Genomic DNA, 17,935 nt, shown 5'->3' with positions numbered 1-17,935 from the left:
TTTACGAAAAGGAAATGTTGAGTATGAATAATATAGAAAAACTAAAAAGAAAAATTCCTATGGATTACGCTACAGTTTTTATTTATGATAGCGTGTCAAGAATTTTTATGTTAGCAGTAACAATAATTTTAATTAGAGGAATGACAGAATTAGACTATGCTGATTATGTTAAATTTTCATCAGTTTCAAATCTTATTTTAGGAATGGTTGGCGGTTCTATATCGCTTGTATATATAAAATTTGCAACGGAAAGCAGATCTAGAAACATTGACAATTCCAAAACAATATATTTAACGTCTACTTTATTAATTGTTTTTGTCAGTATTTTGGTATTTCCTTTTATTAATATATTGGTATCAATATATGATTCTAATTATAATATCGTTATTTTTTCTGTGTTCTTTGGACTATTGCTCTCGTTGTTAAATTTAAATCAAGCTTTTTACCAATCTAAAGAAAATTACAGAAAGGCTGGCTACTTTAATAATTATAAAAATATAGTTTTTTTAGTTTTTCTATTATGTCTTCTCTTAATAGGTGGAAGTTTAGAGGTCAAATATATAATTGCGATATCTTTTTTATCAGTTCTTCTAGCTTTTTATATAAGTTTTAAAAATATTAATTCTGAAATTAGTATCTTCAGTAAAGGTTTAAACTTTAATTTTAAAGAAATAGATAATTTAACAATCATTAAAGAGAGCTTTTGGATATTAATATATATGTTTATTTTAAACATATTTAATCAGTTAGACATCATAATGATTTCTAGTCTTTCTAATGCTAAAGATTTAGCTCAATATGGAGTTGCATTTAAATACTATTCGCTGCTCTTGACGTTATTACCATCAATTAAAGCTGTTTTAAGAGTCAAAACATCGAAAAAAGATTTCTTAGATCAAAAAAATATTAGAAGAACTGCAACGATTGAATGGTTAAAAAAATCTTCTTACATCGTAATTCCGATTTTTGTTGTAATCATTTTTACAAGTGATTACTTTATGCATTTGATAAATGGAGAAAAATATGATGAATCAATAATGACGTTCAAAATTCTAGCAATAGGGGTGGCATTTAGCTATATATTTGCTACAAGTGTAAACATGATGATTTCCGCAAGAAAATATTATAGTTTGATTTCTTTAAGTGTTATAGCTCTCTGTTTTAATTACAGCTTTAACCTTTTGTTAATACCTTTATATGGAATAGAAGGAGCAGCAATTACAACTATTATTTCACACATAATTATAAACATTGGAAGTACATTTTTAATTATAAAAAGGGGAAAAAATGAATAAAATAAAATATACATTCAATTTTTTTAAAATGAAAAAACGCCATAAAATTATTTTCTTTAAAAAATTTTTAATCAAATATAATTTTTTTGTTTTTTTAACTTTATTAGATAAAATAAATAAAAAAAAGAAAATAAACTATACTTTTGTTAACAATCTTATTGATATAAACAGTTTAGACATGGACAAGGTAGATCGAAAATTAGCGGATTATTTATGGAATCAATATTCTAATCACAACTTTAACTTGCTAGGTAGTGGTTGGCTGAATGCTAATAAAAACGACAGTTTTAAAAATATAAATAATCAAGATAAAAGTTATCAAGAAATAGCGTGGAATAAAGATTTAAAAAATAATTATACATTTGAAAATTTGTATTCTTATAGGATTGTTAATATTCCATCAAATGTTGATATAAAATTTCCATGGGAATTAAGTAGAATGTATCATCTTCCTCAAATGGCTATCTTATCTCGGAAGATAAAAAATAAACAACCAGAAATAATTAATGAATTTAAAAATCAAATTAAAGATTTCGATCAAAATAACCCAATAGGTTTTGGAGTGAATTGGAAATCTACAATGGATGTAGCTATTAGATCGGTAAATATTCTGATTTCTTATGATTTATTTCGTTCGCAAGATACTAACCGAATATTGAATGATCAATTTGAGAAAAATATAGTTAGAATGATGATATATCACGGTAGGTTTATTTATTCAAATTTAGAATTAAATTTTTTGAATCAAAAAAGTGGTAATCATTATCTTTCGAATTTATGTGCTTTATTGTTTATTTCAAGTTATATTTCGAATGATGAAACAAAAAAATGGTATGAATTTTCTAAAAAAGAAGTCATAAGAGAATTTGATGAACAATTTTTTAAAGACGGGAGTAATTATGAGTGTTCCACTGCATATCATAGATTAAGCAGCGAACTTATATTTTATTCTTTCGGAATTTTAATTAATAACAATGAGAAATTAAATGAAAATATTATACATAAACTATCTCAAATATCAGTTTTTTCTAATATGTATACATATGAAAACTTAGTTTTTTCTCAAATTGGTGATAATGATAGCGGTAGGTTGCTGAAAATTTTTCCTGAAGGCGATTTTTACTCAGTAAAAGACTATAAAGAAAAATATTTTTCCAAAGACAACACATTATTAATCAATGAATCAAATAATGTGTTTGTTGAAAATGAACTAAGCTCTAATATTTTATTTATTGCATCTCATGTTTTTGGATTTGAGAATGATGAAAAAATTATTAGAAATGTCCGTAAAGTAGTCGAATTTGATTTTTTCAGTGAGTTTATAAAGAAGAAAATAATCACAAAAGATTTTAAAGAAAATACTGTTTTGAAAGGAATTACAAAAGAACAATATTTGTTAGAAGAAAATAAGTCGCTTTTCTATGACAAAACTGCAGAATTCCAAAGTAAGCATAAAATTATTTTTAATCGAGCTACGAACATAGTAAACAAAAGTAAAATTGAGTTTTCTTCAAATTTTGGATTAATAAAGGTCTTAAATGATAACTTTGTTTTACTAATTAGGGTTGTTCCAGATGTAAATAAAATGTTAAAAGCTCATCTGCATGATGATTTTCTTAACTTTGAAATTTTTTATAAAGGTAAGTCTTATTTTCAGGATCCTGGTAGCTATGTCTATACAGAATCAAAAGAGCAAAGAAATTATTTTAGAAGTTCTAAAGCACATAACGTTCCTGAATACGAATCGGATTTTAATGATTTTATTAATGTATTTAATGTCAATTCAACGGTTCGGGGAGAAATTTTAAAATTAACCAAAGAAGAGATAAAAATAAGAATGATTTTCAAAGGAATTACACATGAAAGAACTTTTTATTTATCCGGAAATGAGTTAATTGTCGTAGATGAGTCTACACATCCTTTTAAGTTTGAATTAAATGATCGAAAGGTCTATTCAGAAGGATACGGAAAGTTAATTAATAGTGGTTTTAATACAAAGAACACAGATGTGTCAGTAGAAAAAATAAAATAGATAAGGGGTTTTAAAAAATGAAATTAAATGTTATAGGAATGGGATACATTGGTTTACCAACGGCTGCAGTTTTTGCTAAATCAGGTGTAGATGTTGTTGGAGTAGACATTAATAAGAATATTGTCGAAGGTTTAAATCAAGGAGAAATTCATATTGAAGAACCTGGATTAAGCGAAGTGATTTCTGAAATGGTTCAAAGCAAAAAATTTAAAGCATCTCTTTTCCCTGAAAAAGCGGATGCTTTTATTATAGCTGTGCCAACACCTAATAATGATGATGTAAATAAGTCATGTGACCTCAGATATGTTTTAGAAGCTACCAAACAAATTGTACCTTATTTAGAAGTAGGAAACTTAGTAATTGTAGAGTCTACAATTGAACCAAGAACTATGGAGGATTATATCAAACCTTTAATTGAAAAGGCTGGTTATGTTGTAGGAAAAGATATTTATGTAGTTCATTGTCCAGAAAGAGTTTTGCCTGGTCAAATTTTAAAGGAATTAGTAGAAAACAACAGAATAGTGGGGGGGGTAACACCACAGTGTGCTATCAAAGCTGCTGACCTATATAAGATCTTTGTAAAAGGTGAAATTGTTTTAACTGATTCCAAAACAGCAGAAATGTCTAAATTGATGGAGAACACTTTTAGAGATGTAAATATCGCCTTAGCTAATGAATTAACTAAAGTCTGTAACGATTTAAGTATTAACGTTTTAGATGTGATTAACATGGCTAATAAACATCCGCGTGTAAATATACATACACCAGGTCCTGGAGTTGGAGGGCACTGCTTAGCTGTTGATCCATACTTTATTATTGCGAAGTCACCTGAAAATACTGATATAATAAGAAGTGCACGTGAAGTAAATAACTCAATGCCTAAGTATGTTGTTGAAACTGTGGAAAAAATGATTATTAATATTAACGAACCTAAAATTACTATATTCGGTGTAACATACAAAGGCAATGTGGATGATACAAGAGAAAGTCCAGCTTTTGAAATAATTCAACGATTGAAAAATTTGGGGATAGAAGTTTTAATTCATGATCCACATGTAGATGTTGAAAAATTAAAAAATAATATTTTGGAAGTTGAAAGATCAATCGAAGGATCAGATTTGATTTTGGTATTAACTAATCATAATGAGTTTAAAAATCTTGATTTAGATAAACTGTTTGGTTACATGAGAACACCACAAATTTTTGATACTGTAAACATAATAAGTTCGTCTGTTAGTGAGTTTGGGAATTTATACAATTATGGCAATACATTTAGCATAAATGATTCGAAAAAAGAAAAAGTCCGCTCTTTTGAATACTAATTATTGGAGGCAGTAAATTGTTAAAAGTAATGACTGTGTTTGGAACACGTCCAGAGGCGATAAAGATGGCTCCATTAGTTTTAGAACTAGAAAAATATAAAGATATCGAATCGATAGTTGTTGTTACAGCACAACATCGTCAAATGCTAGATCAAGTTTTAGAACATTTTGAAATTGTCCCTGATTTTGATTTGGATATAATGACTAAAAATCAGACACTTGTAAGTGTTACAGCGAAAGTTTTAGAAAAAATGAATGAAGTAATTTCTTCTGTAAAACCTGATATCGTATTAGTACACGGAGATACAACGACGACATTTGCTGCTTCATTAGCAGCCTTTTATAATCAGGTTAAAGTGGGTCATGTGGAAGCAGGCCTTAGAACGTATGACAAATATTCACCATATCCAGAAGAAATGAATCGTCAACTAACTGGAGTGATGACTGATTTCCACTTCGCTCCTACGGAAACTGCTGCAAATCATTTAATCCAAGAAGGCAAAGAAAAATCAAAAGTTTATATTACTGGAAATACGGCTATAGATGCTTTGAAAACTACAGTTTCTGAAGACTATGATAATTCATTGTTAGATTCCATAGTTCGACGCAAAAACCGATTAATTCTTCTTACTGCGCATCGCAGAGAGAATTTAGGTGAACCTATGCGAAATATCTTCAGAGCGGTTAAAAGATTACATGATAAGTACGAGGACATAGAGATTGTTTATCCCGTACATATGAATCCTGTTGTACAAGAGTTGGCCAACAGTGAGCTATCTGATTTGGATCGAGTCCATTTGATTGATCCTTTGGAGGTATTTGATTTTCATAACTTTGCTTCTAAGGCACATTTGATATTAACTGACTCTGGAGGGGTTCAAGAAGAGGCTCCATCTTTAGGAGTACCTGTTCTTGTCTTAAGAGATACTACCGAAAGACCGGAAGGCGTTGAAGCTGGTACTTTGAAATTAGTAGGTACTAGTGAAGAAAATATCTTTACAGAAAGTAATTTATTGTTATCTGATTCTATGGAACATCAAAAAATGTCGTTAGCAAATAATCCTTATGGAGATGGAAATGCCGCTCAAAAAATTGTAGAAATATTAAAAAAAGAATTAATTTTTTCTATTGATGAAATTAAAGTATAATTTTTCTTAAAAGCACCCTATTTAATCATTAGTAGAATACTATTTTTATACGATAAGATGTAATGATTTTTCTAAAATATGTATTGCAAATACAACAGCGGTTAGAAATGAAATTATTCGTCAATCAATTCTGTAATCTATTGTCTTTTTTGAATTAATCATTTAATAGGTCTTCGATTTATGTAGGTCAGTTTGTTGTTAATTGAAGTCACTAAATTCGAGTCCTTGACGGAAAAGAGCAGATGAACGATTTACCGTGATGAAAGTACTCCATATGAATAAATGAATGAGATGAGGAAAAAGAGGTCCCAGCGATAACCATCGCCTGGACCTCTTTTTTACGTTCGATGTTTCAATTCGTTGACCTGCCTCTTAAAAGTGACACGTTTTGCTTAGTACATCCTGTATAATTGTGTCATGCAAAAGCAGTCATAATTGGAATTGAGTAATCGGTTATGAGATTATATGCAAGTGGATTAGAATTTATTGTAATTCAGTGTCTTGTTTGATTTTAAGTGAATGAACCCATTCTTTTTCGCGTACTGCGCACTTTTCGCACCTTGTTTAGAAGAAATCGTCAATGTCTTGATGTCTTCTTCTTCGTTCAACTCCTGAAGATCTGCCATCCGGTCTTTTGACCATTGGTCTTTTGCGACCGTCGAGTAGTTGAAGCTTTCCCACATGATGCCATCGATGTACGGGTACGTATGGTATTTTAATGTCCCGAAGCCCCAGTTTTGAATCAATGAGAGATCCGCATGTTTCGTCTTGACGCTCTTCAAGAAGTTCGTCATCGCGACTTGCTGCTGCTCAAGGATCTTTGGTTGGTCGGTATGTTCGTTGTCGATGTCGCCGACTGTATCCAAGAAGACACCGTCGAGTCCTTTATTGACGACTTGCTTTTCGACTTCTTGCATGAGGACCGCTTGGTAATGCTTCGAGTTGATGTCCATTAAGTATGAATCCCATTCCGCGTAGTGAACACGTTGTCCATCACGGTGGAAGAAATCTGATTCCTTTAATTGTGCCATCAAGTCTGTGTTCCAGTTGTCGGCTTCCATCGTGTTGATGTAGCCATAGACTTTCGTGCCGTACTTTTGAATTTCTGCGATTTGTTTCGCTGAGTAAAAGACCGGTTCGATGATCATGACATCGTACTTTTGCATCTTCTTGATTTTTGATTTCGTCGGTGCATCGTAGTAGACCTTATACGAGCTGACGGAATCGAGTGGATTCGTTGATTGAGCTTTGCCCGTGATTGGTGTCATTAGTAACACTCCTAAAAAAAGAATGCACAAAAAAGACGTCACGCGTTTGAGTGAGATAATACCCATGGTTAGTAGCCTCCTGATTTTTTATCAGAGAGCGGCTGCGGCATTGCAGACTGGCGATCGGTATCCGAAGATCGACGACCCATGTCTTTGCGCCCTTACTTTTCAGTAAGTTTGCCCTTCTCGATATTTAGTTGTAATTGCCTGTTTGACTAAATCTTACCACTGCTAACAAAAATGTAAATAACTATTTTAAGGAGAGTGTGCCATGATTTACACACAGCATAGAAATACAGTCAAATGGATAGAAATGCTAGCTAGTATTTTACTTATCGGTTTCTTTGACTATATGTTTAGCCTTTCGGTCTCGAATTGGGCAATTGATCCGTTAATCTTTTATATTTTATTGTTCGCCCTCCGCTATGGTCTGCTCGGAGCGTTCGTCAGTTTCACGATGACGATGCTGTACCACCTGTTTTTCCTGTCGGTCGAAGGATCGGACATTCTCTTATTTTTATACGACCGGACGGAACTGAGCTGGATCATCTTCCACTTCCTCGTCGCGATGGTCTGCGGGATTTTCAGTACCTCGTTCCAGGAACGTTACTTATCTTTACGGCTCCGCCACGAAGAAGTCGTCGAAGAAAACAACCACTTGCTCGAGACGGTCGAAAAGCTCCGGCTGTCACAGTCGACGATGCAAAAGAAGGTCCTCGACTCGGATCATACGTTAACGAAAATCTACCAAGTCGGACTCGAGCTCGACCAAACGGCGGCCGACATCGTCCGCGATCGCCTCGTCGATGTCTTGAAACGTTCGTTCAAGGCAGAGAATCTTGCCATCTATCACGTCGATGCGTCAAAACGGACGTTACGACTCCACGTCCGGTTCGGTGAGAAAGAGGTCTTACCGCAAACACTATTCATCGATCCGTCGACCGGCATCTATCAACGGATGTTCAAGACGAATGCGATTTCGATCCGGACGATGGACGAGGCGGACGTCCCGTTACTGATTGCACCGATCCGCTACGACGGGAAGATTCAAGAGGTCGTCGTCATCCAGGCGATCGACTTCAACCGCCTGACGAGTTACGAGATGAACATCATGCAGTTGATTCTCGACTGGACCGGGACACGGATCGAAAAAGCGTTGACGATGGAATGGAATGCGTCGCGTGGTGATTTGATTGAAGGGACACGGATTTATCAAATCGAGCCATTCAATAAAAAAGTCGCACTCCAACAACACCGAGCTGAACAGTACGATCAGCCGTACAGTACAGTCGTCTTGCCGGTCGAACAGGTCCGGCTGTCGTTGATTGAAATGGAATTAATCCTACGCCAGTCGATGCGGGAAATCGACATCATCGGCTATGACGAGACGAATCAAATGCTTCACTTCCTCTTACCGGGAACACCGCAAGAGAACGCTGAAGGATTCAAGCAACGGATTAAAGAGTTGTTCGCACGAAAAGGAGGGAATCTTGGATGATTTTCTTCGTCCTGTTATTTTTTCTGATTCATGCCGTCATCGTCTTTCTCGTCGCGAAACTGATCACGGCACGGATGGATCCGGCACAGCGTGGTCTCGTCAAATGGATCGCCCTGATTTGTTATTTCGTCCCGCTGCTCGGTGAACTGTTCGGTCTCGTCAGTTGGCTGATCGCAAGACGATACGCGTCAGACAAGACGTTGCTCGACTACGATGACTACATCGAGTTCGACGTCGTCAACCTGGAAGGACTGCAACAACAGGCAGCCGACAACATCGATTTGGTGCCGATGGGCGAAGCGATGGCGATGGACGCGAAGGAACGGAAACAATCGATCGTCCGCTTGACGACGACATCGATTGCCGATTCCGGGAAGTACCTTCAGTTCGGGCTCGACCATGCCGACTCGGAGACGGTCCACTACGCCGCGACGGTCCGCAATACGTTATATGACCGGTACGAAGCGACGATTAAAAGTCGCGAGGAACAACTGAATCCGGGGCATGTCACGACGTATTACCACTTGATTGACGCCTTCGAAGCCTTCATCGAAAGTGGACTGCACGACGACAGCATGCAAAAACGGATCTTTGATCGGTTCGGATCGTATTTACAAGACATGCGGATTCAGTATCCGACGGACGCGACGTGCTTGAAGGCGTGCGGCAAGCTCGCCCTCGCGAAAGGCGACGTCGCGGACGGACTCGGCTACTATGAACGCTTGATCATGCACTACCCGGAGCAAGCGGACGGCTACCTGCTGGCGATTGAATATCACTTCACGAGAGGTGACTGGACGAAGCTGGCACCGCTCGTGACACAACTGAAAACACACGTCGCACCGGACGACATTCCGGACGACAAACGCTACATTTTGGACCGGCTGGAAGGAGTGGAACTATGAAAAAATCGATCACGACCTACGTCGTCGCCGTCTTCGCGATTCTGCTCGTCACGATCGGCGTCGTCCAGTTGTTACGTCTTGATTATGGACATCGCCTGATTCCGACCGAGGAGACGCAACAAAAGACGTTTCAGACGATGTCGGGCAAGGAGGGACAGATGGATGGAGAACCGTTACAAGTCTATATCCATCAGGATAAAGGCGAGCTTTCAAAAAGTGTCTTGACGAACTTTAAATATGCACTGAAGTACGCGAAAGTCCCGTATACGAATATCTCAATCAAAGAAATCGAGCAATTGGAGCCGTCCGAGCGGACCGTGCTTGTTTTAGCGGGGGAGCACTCGCGTGACTGGCCATACGAAACGATTCGTCAATTCGTCAAGGACGGTGGACGGCTTTATATCGCAGCACGCTTCATTAACGAAGACTGGGCGGAACTCGTCGGGGTGAAACAGTTCGGTGATTTCAAAGACGGCATCAACGGATTAATCTTCAAGGAAGAAATTTTCCCAGGTTTCGTCGATCTGCCGGACTCGTCAAACTTGTTCGCCCACAGTATCGCCGACGTCGAGCTGCTACCGCAAGCGGACGTCAAAATCACGGCGTCCGGTGAACCGATTCTTTGGACATCACCGTACGGCAAGGGAACAGTCCTGTTTTGGAACACGACGTCGCTCGCTGAGAAAAACTCACGCGGTTTAATGCTCCAAACGCTATCGTTATTGTTCCCGTCATTTGTCAGTCAACAGGCGGCGATCAAAGTGACGCATCTCGATGACTTCCCGTCACCGGTCCCCGGGAATACGAACGCCGCAATCGAGAAGACTTATAACCGGACGATCAAGGAGTTCTTTAAAGAAATCTGGTGGCGTGACATGAAACGAATCGCCGACGAACAAGATGTCACCTATACCGGGTTCATCATCGGCAGCTATAAGAATACGACGGAAGAGACGACGGAAGACTTGTCGGAAAAAATCCGCACCCCGATGCTCAACTATGGGCGGGGTCTGCTGAAGATGGGTGGCGAAATCGGGCTGCACGGCTTTAATCACCAGCCACTCGTCGTCGCCGGTGAGACGCTCGACCCGAACCTCGGTTATGTCCCGTGGAACAACCGTGATCAAATGGAGGAAGCATTAAAGAAAGTCATCGGGACGCACGACTATTACTTCCCGAACGAGTCGATTCAAAGTTATGTCCCACCGTCGAACATCATCAATGAGACCGGTTTGACAGCACTCAACAATGTCTTTAAAGACAAGTTGATCGTCGCCTCACTCTACTCGGGTGATCCCTCGATGGGTAGCTATATCCAGGAGTTCGGACCGGATCCTGTCCATCAAAATCTGTACAACTTCCCGCGTATTTCGAGCGGCTACAACGAAACGGCAAACGATACGTTCGTCATGGCGGACGCCGTCGCGAACTTCGGAATGTTTACCCACTTCATCCACCCGGATGACGTGCTAGACGAAGACCGGTCGAAAGGGAAGGGCTGGGCAGAGATGGAGAAGACGATGGAAGAGATGTTCCGCGACGTCAAGACGATGTATCCGTACCTCGAGAGCTTGACCCAGTACGAAGCGTATGAAAAATACGTCCAGTACCAACAGTCGGACATCAACGTCACCTATACGGACAAGACGATTGAAATCAACGGGACGAACATGTTGAAGCCATCGGTCATGCTCGTCCGTGTCGCTCCGGGTCAACATCTCAAGACAGGGACGTTCGATTTCGGGACGGTCCGCGCGCTTGCAGGCGAGACGTTGTATCAAGTCACGTTGACGAAAGCAACGGTCACGCTACCGATCGAGGAGGGGACAGAATGAAGATTGGTTTAGTCGTCGAAGGCAGCTATCCCTACGTCAGCGGTGGTGTCGCGAGCTGGGTCCACATGGTGATTCAGCAGATGCCGATGCATCAGTTCGAAATCATCGCCATCACACCGACGCAACTGACGGAAGCGGATTATAAATACAACTTACCGGACAATGTGGCGGGTGTGACGAACTTATCACTCGATCTCAAATACGACCGTCCGAAACCGAAGCACGTCCTGTCGGCAGAACAAGGGCGGTTGATTCAACAATGGATGACGTTCCAACATGTCGAAGCCCCGGTCTTCCCGATTTTCGAACAAGCGGTCGGGACGTCGGAGCACTTCTTCGCGAACCGGCTCTTCTTCAAGCTCGTCAAGACGAGTTATGAGACGGAAAAACAATCCGGCTCATTCATCGATTACCTCTGGATGTGGCGGAGCATGTATACGCCGGTCCTCGAGTTACTGCAGGCGGAGTTACCGCAAGTCGACTTGATTCACTCGGCGTCGACCGGATATGCCGGACTCGTCGCGAGTGCGATCAAACAACGCCAAGGCGTGCCGTACATCTTGACGGAGCACGGCATCTACTCGCGGGAGCGGGAAGAGGAACTGTTACAGGCGACGTGGATTCCAGTCGAATACCGGGCGCACTGGATTCGCTTCTTCCACCATTTGTCGGCGGAAGCTTATCAGGAAGCCGATGACGTCATCACGCTGTTCGACCGCAACGGTGAACTGCAACAAGAACTCGGGGCACCAGCGGCGAAGCTGCGGATCATCCCGAACGGTATCGATGCCGTCCGTCTGTCGAGTTTACCGGTCGTCGAGAAGGGACCAATCCTGAAGATTGGTGCCATCGTCCGCGTCGTCCCGATCAAGGACATCAAGACGATGATTCATGCGGCGAAGGTCCTGCAAGAGATGGACGTCGCGTTCGAGCTGACGATCATGGGACCGCTCGACGAGGACGAGGAATATGCGACCGAGTGCCAACAGTTGATCGAACAGTTCGAACTTGATCCGTATGTGACGCTCGCCGGCAAGGTCGACATCGCCGCCTACTTGCCGACGTTTGACGTCTGCTTGTTGACGAGCATCTCGGAAGGGCAACCGCTCGCCGTCCTCGAAGGCATGGCAGCCGGTGTCCCGTGGATCGTGACCGATGTCGGAGCTTGCTCCGAATTGATTAACGGACGTGAAGACGACCCTTACGGACCAGCCGGATTCGTCGTCCCGCCGGTCAATCCCGGACGGATCGCCGAGCGCTGTGCCTGGTTCGCTACGCATCGCGCGGATGCGAAAAAACTCGGGGAGAACGGCAAGAAACGGGCTTTGAAATACTATCAGACACATCAGTTCATCGCCGAGTACGTGGCACTTTATGAAGAAAGGGGGCTGGCATATGGCGGGCATCGGGTTTAAGCTCCAAAAGCTGTTCCAGGAAGATTATTTTTCAGCACGTTTGAAGGCGTACGCCTTCGCAGGGCTCGTCACATCCGGTCCCTGGTTGATCGTCATCGTCACGATCGCCTTGACGCAGTGGTTGACGACGTACTTATCGATTGCTTCGTTCGAGGAACGGACGACGTTCAACTTGACGATTTCCTACTGCTTCATCTTTTCGCAAGTCATCCTCGGGATTCAGCAACTCGTCGTCACGCGGTATCTCGCCGATTGTTTTTATGAGAAGCGCTACAAGGAAATCTTCCCGACGTTCATCGGGATGACGAAGATGACGATCGCGATCGCCGCCGTCTTCTACGTGGTTTTCCTGACGTTCTCCGAGTTGCCCTTCCTATCGAACCTGTTGATTTTGATTCTCTTTTTGACGATCAACCTGATTTGGGTGCAATTCTTATTCCTGAGTGCGGCGAAGTTTTATCAAGCCGTCGCCTACAGCTTTTTAGGGGGAGCGGCAGTATCGATCATCTCCGTCCTCTTGATCGACCGCTTCTTAATGCCGTACTTGACGGCACCGTTCGCGACGAGCATGGCGTTGACGGCAGGCTTTACGCTCGGGATGCTCGTGACGTTGTTCGGTCTGTTCACGGCGATGTTGTTGACGTTCCCGAACCGCGAGACGAAAGATCCGTTTAGTTACCTCAGTTACTTCGACCGGCATCCGGCACTGTTTTGGACGAGCTTCCTCTACAACATCGGCGTCTGGGTCAGCAACTGGGTGATTTGGTTCTCAGAAGGCGGAGCCGTCCATCTCGGGACGTTCCGGTATCACCCCGTCTACGATACGGCAATCTTCCTCTCGTACTTGACGGTCATCCCGACGATGACGATCTTCGTCATCTCCGTCGAGACCCGTTTTTACGAGCGCTACCGTGTCTTTTACGGTTACGTCAATGAAGGCGGGACGCTCCAGCAAATCAACAAGGCGAAAGCAGCGATGTTGCTGATCTTACGGCAAGAGCTCCAGCGGCTCGTCCGCAATCAGGGACTGTTCACGCTGTTCGTCCTGATTTTTGCCTCGACCTTGCTCAGTAGTCTCGCCTTGTCGAAGGAGACGATCAGCATCTTCCAGATGACGACGATCGGTGCTTTCTCGAACGCGATGGTCCTCGTCCTGACGCTGCTGTTGCTTTATTTCGAAGATCAGCGCGGGGCCTGTATCACGTCACTGCTGTTCTTCGCCGTCAACGGCGTCTTCGCGGTTGCGTTAGCACCGTTCGGATATGACGGATTCGGTCTGAGCTTCGCATTAGGGTCGACAGTGACGTTCGCCTACGCCTTGATCCGCTTGATTCAGTACGTCAATGAGATCGATTACCATACGTTTTGCCGCTATGAGCCGCGCCAGCGGTCAACCCGCTTCACCCGCGTCGGGGAACGGTTGAACCGGCGCTCGGCCTAACAAAAAAAGCCTGAATCGAAGTAGCATCTCGCTACTCGGATTCAGGCTTTTTTGTGGACGGTCATCAGCGGCGGTTCATTTCACGCGGATAGCCTTCCGGGTTTTGTGACTGCCAGCGCCAAGCATCCTGGCACATGTCATATAACGTTTTTTCAGCTTTCCAGCCGAGGAGGCGTTCGGCTTTTGACGCATCCGCATAACAGGCGGCGACGTCACCCGGACGACGGTCGACGAACTTGCGTTTGACGTCGATGCCGGTCGCTGACTCGAACGTCGTCACTAAGTCGAGGACGCTTGAGCCGGTCCCTGTTCCTAAGTTGAACGCTTCGATACCTTGGTGCTTATACTCAAGTGCTTTGAGGTGTCCTTTTGCGAGATCGACGACGTGGATGTAATCGCGAATCCCGGTCCCGTCCGGCGTCTCGTAATCCTGTCCGTAGACACTGAGTTCATCCAAACGTCCGGCTGCGACTTGCGTGACGTACGGCATCAAGTTGTTCGGGATGCCGTTCGGGTCTTCCCCGATCAATCCACTGATATCGGCACCGATTGGATTGAAGTACCGTAACAGGGAAATCTCCCAGTCCGTGTCGGACGCCGCGACGTCTTCAAGCATCTGTTCAATCATCAATTTCGTCGCGCCGTACGGATTCGTCGTCGAGCGTGGCGCCGACTCGTCAATCGGTGTCGTTTCCGGCACACCGTAGACGGTCGCGGATGAACTGAAGACGAGTTTTTTGACGTTGTGTCGCGCCATGACCTCAAACAAGACGAGTGAACTGACGAGATTGTTCTTATAGTACGACAGCGGTAAGGCGACAGACTCACCGACGGCTTTCAAACCGGCGAAGTGGATGACGGCTTCGATGTCATGCTGCGTAAAGATTTGTTCGAGCGCGTTCATGTCCATCACGTCGTTTTCATAAAACGTGACCGGTTTTCCCGCGAGCTGCTCGATCCGGTCGAGAGCGATTTTCTGACTGTTGCTCAAGTTGTCGATGACGACGACTTCATATCCTGCTTGGAGCAGTTCAAGACACGTGTGGCTACCGATATAACCGGCGCCTCCTGTTACTAAGATTTCCATAAAGATTCTCCTTTTTGTTACAATTATTGGATAAGCATAGCATGAAATGATTGTCTGTTCCATGCGTGAAAGCTCTTGGAAAGGGAATCCTTTTACTAGACCAATTATGAGGAGGATTAACCATGACCCACTTCGACTATCTCGAGCAGTATCTCCAAACGCACGCGACGTATTCGGCGCTGACGATCAAAGCCTACCGCAGTGATTTACGGCAGCTGAAGAAGGCATGTGTCGAGTGGTCGGTCAAGTCCCTCCAAACGTATTTTGATCACGTCATCGGACAGTATAAACCGGCGACGGCATTGCGGCGATATCATGCGTTGATGGCACTCGGAAATGAACTTGTCCGAGTGAAACGACTCAAGGTCAATCCAATGAAACAAGTTCGACCGATCGTCCATCAACACGTCCGGCAACGGGACGGTTATCCGTTGCTTGCGGCAATCGATGTCATCCGGCAAATCAAGCATCCGACGTACCGTCTCTTTTTCGAACTCATCAGCCAAACGGGCCTCCGCTTCATGGAGGCCCGTTAGTTGTCGATCGAAGACATTCAATTTACAACGGCGACGTTACTCGTCCGGCATGGAAAAGGACGACGCTTGCGAACCGTACCGCTCGGGCGCCATTTGGTCACGAAGCTAAAAGAGTTCATTGGAGATCGCGCGACAGGGTACGTTTTTCGCTCCGTCCGTGGCAAGGTAATCCACGAACAAGGGGCGCGGGACGCGTTACGGAACCAATCGCTCGCCCGGTCGGGTCATGTACTCCGTCCGCATGATTTACGTGTCGGCTACGCGACCTACCTGTACCAGACGGCGGGCTGTAAGTTACTCGAGATTCAACGCCTGCTCGGACATGCCCGGTCGGAGACGACGGAAGGCTATATCTTGAGCCGGGAGACGAAACTCAGACAAGTCGTCGATGCCTTGTCGGCGTCAGACGGTTGATCGACGAACGGGCGACTTCAGCCGACGGCAAGATGTACTGTTGCGTCGTCTTCGCGTCACTGTGACCAAGCAATCGCATGACCGTCAGCAAGTCGGTCTGGTGTTCCCGATAAAGGGTCGTCGCGAACGTCACCCGGAGGTCGTGCGGACGTAACGTCCGGCCGAGCAACAACTCACTTGCTTGGCGCAATTGTTTCCGTGTCGTGTCAGGACGTAACCGTCGCCCATGATCGGTCAGGAACACGTACTCGCCGTCCGGTCGTTCCGTCTCAATGTACCGCAACAGGACGTCTGTCAATTCGTCGTTCAACGGGACGAAACGGGATTTGTCGCCTTTACCGTGGCGGACGAACAGGTGGCGCTCCGTAAAATCAAGATCGGCACACGTCAATTGGTGGGCTTCACTGAACCGGAGTCCGGTATGGAGCAGTAAAAAGTAAAACGCATACGTCGCTTCATCGGTCAGCGTGTCGATGACACGACGGGCATCCGGATAGCTGAAGGCTGTTCGCAGTTTCGGACTCGGACGAGCCGGTTTCTTAATCTGCTTGAGAGGATTTTTCGCAAGTGACCGCTCCGCGACGAGGGCATCGAACAAGGTCGCTAAGGCATGAATCCGCCGGGCGACGGTCGTCGGGGCATAGGTCGTGTGAAGCAGTGTGATGTATCTTCGGAGTGACGGAATATCGAGGGCCGTCGCATGACGACAGAGGTGGCGGACGTCCGAACGATAGGCTTTTTTGGTCAGGCGACTGTAGGTGGGGGAAGCCTCAATCAAGGCGAGTAAGCGGTCGAGGTAGAACGTCATCATAGGAGGATGCCTTCGACTTTCCGCTTCAAGTCTGACTTGAGGGAGCGCAGACGGGCGTCGGAGTAGCCGAGTGTTCCTTCCGTTCCAGCGATCATTGCCTGAAGGAAGGTGAATTCTTTCGGGGAGAGGGCGTGTTCGAGTTCGTTCAGCAAGTAAGGGAAGGAAACAGTTTGTTGACGAGGCAGTTCCGGCAGGGTTTCGACGGCGACTTCGGTCGTCAGTGTGCGAGTCCGTTTGGCGAGATAGTCGAGCATCGCGCCGCGCGCCCGAATGCGGACGAACGTGATTGATAATTCTTTGCCGGATTCGATGGATGTCCAGAGGCGGAGCAATGCTGCTTGTCGGCATTCATCGTGTTCGTTCGGGTGGATCGAGAGGCGGTGCAGGAGTGAATTGATCAGAGGGAGCCAGTGGTGTAAGGCTTCATTCATGGGAAGGATCCAATCTTTCGGATATGCATATCGAAGGGTATTCCGCGGTAGTTTTAGTATAAGTAGAGTTATCCTGAAGCGACGCGCGACAAGGCAAGGGTTTGCCTCGGTCAATCGTCGATATTTAGTTGGAAAACGAGACGAACGGCTTTTGAAAGCTCAGAAAACCGTTGGCATGATTCAAAAAAGATGGTTTGAAAAGAGAGGATAACTCTACTTATCCTCGGGGGTGTTCGAAAGAAAATTACTTTTTTGTTTTAGGAATAGGTCATTCGTAGGGGAAATTGTTATAAATATTTATCTCTTTCTACCTGATTTGAAATCGAAAATAAATTCTATAATAAAGAAAGTAATCAAACTGCATGATTTTTTAAAAGTTAATTAATCTTTTTCAATAAAAACCGACTTAGTAATTAAGCGAATATTCAGATAAATAAAATTGGTAAAATATTACGTTATTATAAGGTTGTTAACAACACACCGGTGATCGGCCGATG

15 protein-coding genes and 1 riboswitch are annotated in these 17,935 nt (G+C 43.7%); of the genes, 11 read left to right on the top strand and 4 right to left on the bottom strand.

The genetic code is table 11. The features are described from left to right. Positions 1 to 23 precede the first annotated feature (23 nt). Genes A0126_RS12825 through wecB form a run of 4 tightly spaced genes read left to right on the top strand, consistent with a single transcriptional unit; the run spans position 24 to position 5,797 of the window. Complete coding sequence (locus A0126_RS12825; protein WP_162288273.1) at positions 24 to 1,295, top strand: oligosaccharide flippase family protein; 1,272 nt, start codon at positions 24 to 26, stop codon at positions 1,293 to 1,295. Continuing rightward, positions 1,288 to 3,327: a heparinase II/III domain-containing protein gene (locus A0126_RS12820; RefSeq protein WP_088837920.1), complete on the top strand. Its 2,040-nt coding sequence runs from the start codon at positions 1,288 to 1,290 to the stop codon at positions 3,325 to 3,327. The genes A0126_RS12825 and A0126_RS12820 overlap by 8 nt, the downstream gene beginning before the upstream one ends. Positions 3,328 to 3,344: 17 nt before the next feature. Further along, the gene (locus tag A0126_RS12815) at positions 3,345 to 4,649 is read left to right on the top strand and encodes a nucleotide sugar dehydrogenase (RefSeq protein WP_088837919.1); all 1,305 of its coding nucleotides are present in this window, start codon (positions 3,345 to 3,347) and stop codon (positions 4,647 to 4,649) included. A 29-nt stretch (positions 4,650 to 4,678) separates the two neighbouring features. Beyond that, positions 4,679 to 5,797: a non-hydrolyzing UDP-N-acetylglucosamine 2-epimerase gene (gene wecB, locus A0126_RS12810; protein WP_088838523.1), complete on the top strand. Its 1,119-nt coding sequence runs from the start codon at positions 4,679 to 4,681 to the stop codon at positions 5,795 to 5,797. 476 nt (positions 5,798 to 6,273) lie between these two features. Here the strand turns inward: wecB and A0126_RS12805 are convergent, their stop codons facing one another. Further along, a complete protein-coding gene (locus A0126_RS12805; RefSeq protein WP_239456767.1) occupies positions 6,274 to 7,065 on the bottom strand; it encodes a glycoside hydrolase family 191 protein in 792 nt (263 codons plus the stop codon). Positions 7,066 to 7,172: 107 nt separating this feature from the next. Then, a riboswitch (cyclic di-GMP riboswitch) is annotated at positions 7,173 to 7,257 on the bottom strand. 79 nt (positions 7,258 to 7,336) lie between these two features. Here A0126_RS12805 and A0126_RS12800 point away from each other — a divergent pair. From A0126_RS12800 to pelG, 5 genes are read left to right on the top strand one after another with little or no spacing between them, the layout of a single operon-like run. After that, positions 7,337 to 8,563 carry a hypothetical protein gene (locus A0126_RS12800; RefSeq protein ID WP_088837917.1) on the top strand — a complete coding sequence of 409 codons (1,227 nt, stop codon included), beginning with the start codon at positions 7,337 to 7,339 and terminating at the stop codon, positions 8,561 to 8,563. Then, on the top strand, positions 8,560 to 9,468 hold the full coding sequence (locus A0126_RS12795) for a hypothetical protein (protein ID WP_088837916.1): 909 nt from the start codon (positions 8,560 to 8,562) through the stop codon (positions 9,466 to 9,468). Before A0126_RS12800 ends, A0126_RS12795 begins: the two co-directional genes overlap by 4 nt. Further along, positions 9,465 to 11,303: a DUF2194 domain-containing protein gene (locus A0126_RS12790; protein WP_088837915.1), complete on the top strand. Its 1,839-nt coding sequence runs from the start codon at positions 9,465 to 9,467 to the stop codon at positions 11,301 to 11,303. The genes A0126_RS12795 and A0126_RS12790 overlap by 4 nt, the downstream gene beginning before the upstream one ends. Further along, positions 11,300 to 12,718: a GT4 family glycosyltransferase PelF gene (pelF, locus tag A0126_RS12785; protein WP_088837914.1), complete on the top strand. Its 1,419-nt coding sequence runs from the start codon at positions 11,300 to 11,302 to the stop codon at positions 12,716 to 12,718. Before A0126_RS12790 ends, pelF begins: the two co-directional genes overlap by 4 nt. Then, entirely contained in the window at positions 12,699 to 14,159 is a 1,461-nt protein-coding gene (gene pelG, locus A0126_RS12780; protein ID WP_088837913.1) for an exopolysaccharide Pel transporter PelG, read from the top strand. Before pelF ends, pelG begins: the two co-directional genes overlap by 20 nt. Before the next feature lie 64 nt (positions 14,160 to 14,223). Here pelG and galE read toward each other — a convergent pair whose 3' ends face one another. After that, positions 14,224 to 15,246 carry a UDP-glucose 4-epimerase GalE gene (galE, locus tag A0126_RS12775; RefSeq protein ID WP_088837912.1) on the bottom strand — a complete coding sequence of 341 codons (1,023 nt, stop codon included), beginning with the start codon at positions 15,244 to 15,246 and terminating at the stop codon, positions 14,224 to 14,226. Between the two features lie 122 nt (positions 15,247 to 15,368). Between galE and A0126_RS19555 the strand changes: the two genes are divergently transcribed. Together A0126_RS19555 and A0126_RS19550 are read left to right on the top strand one after the other, a co-directional pair. Continuing rightward, complete coding sequence (locus A0126_RS19555) at positions 15,369 to 15,782, top strand: site-specific integrase (RefSeq protein ID WP_239456766.1); 414 nt, start codon at positions 15,369 to 15,371, stop codon at positions 15,780 to 15,782. Next, on the top strand, positions 15,783 to 16,196 hold the full coding sequence (locus tag A0126_RS19550) for a tyrosine-type recombinase/integrase (RefSeq protein WP_239456764.1): 414 nt from the start codon (positions 15,783 to 15,785) through the stop codon (positions 16,194 to 16,196). On the opposite strand, the gene A0126_RS12765 is transcribed toward A0126_RS19550, so the two are convergent. Both A0126_RS12765 and A0126_RS12760 read right to left on the bottom strand, forming a co-directional pair. Then, positions 16,156 to 17,007, bottom strand: a complete 852-nt coding sequence (locus tag A0126_RS12765) for a tyrosine-type recombinase/integrase (RefSeq protein ID WP_088837911.1) — start codon at positions 17,005 to 17,007, stop codon at positions 16,156 to 16,158. The genes A0126_RS19550 and A0126_RS12765 overlap by 41 nt on opposite strands. Then, positions 17,004 to 17,438: a sigma factor gene (locus A0126_RS12760; protein WP_029331656.1), complete on the bottom strand. Its 435-nt coding sequence runs from the start codon at positions 17,436 to 17,438 to the stop codon at positions 17,004 to 17,006. Before A0126_RS12760 ends, A0126_RS12765 begins: the two co-directional genes overlap by 4 nt. Positions 17,439 to 17,935: the final 497 nt, after the last annotated feature.

Source organism: Exiguobacterium sp. N4-1P, from assembly GCF_002214325.1.
The sequence above is the reverse complement of the archived record's forward strand: the minus strand, read 5'-3'. Positions and strand labels throughout refer to the sequence as shown.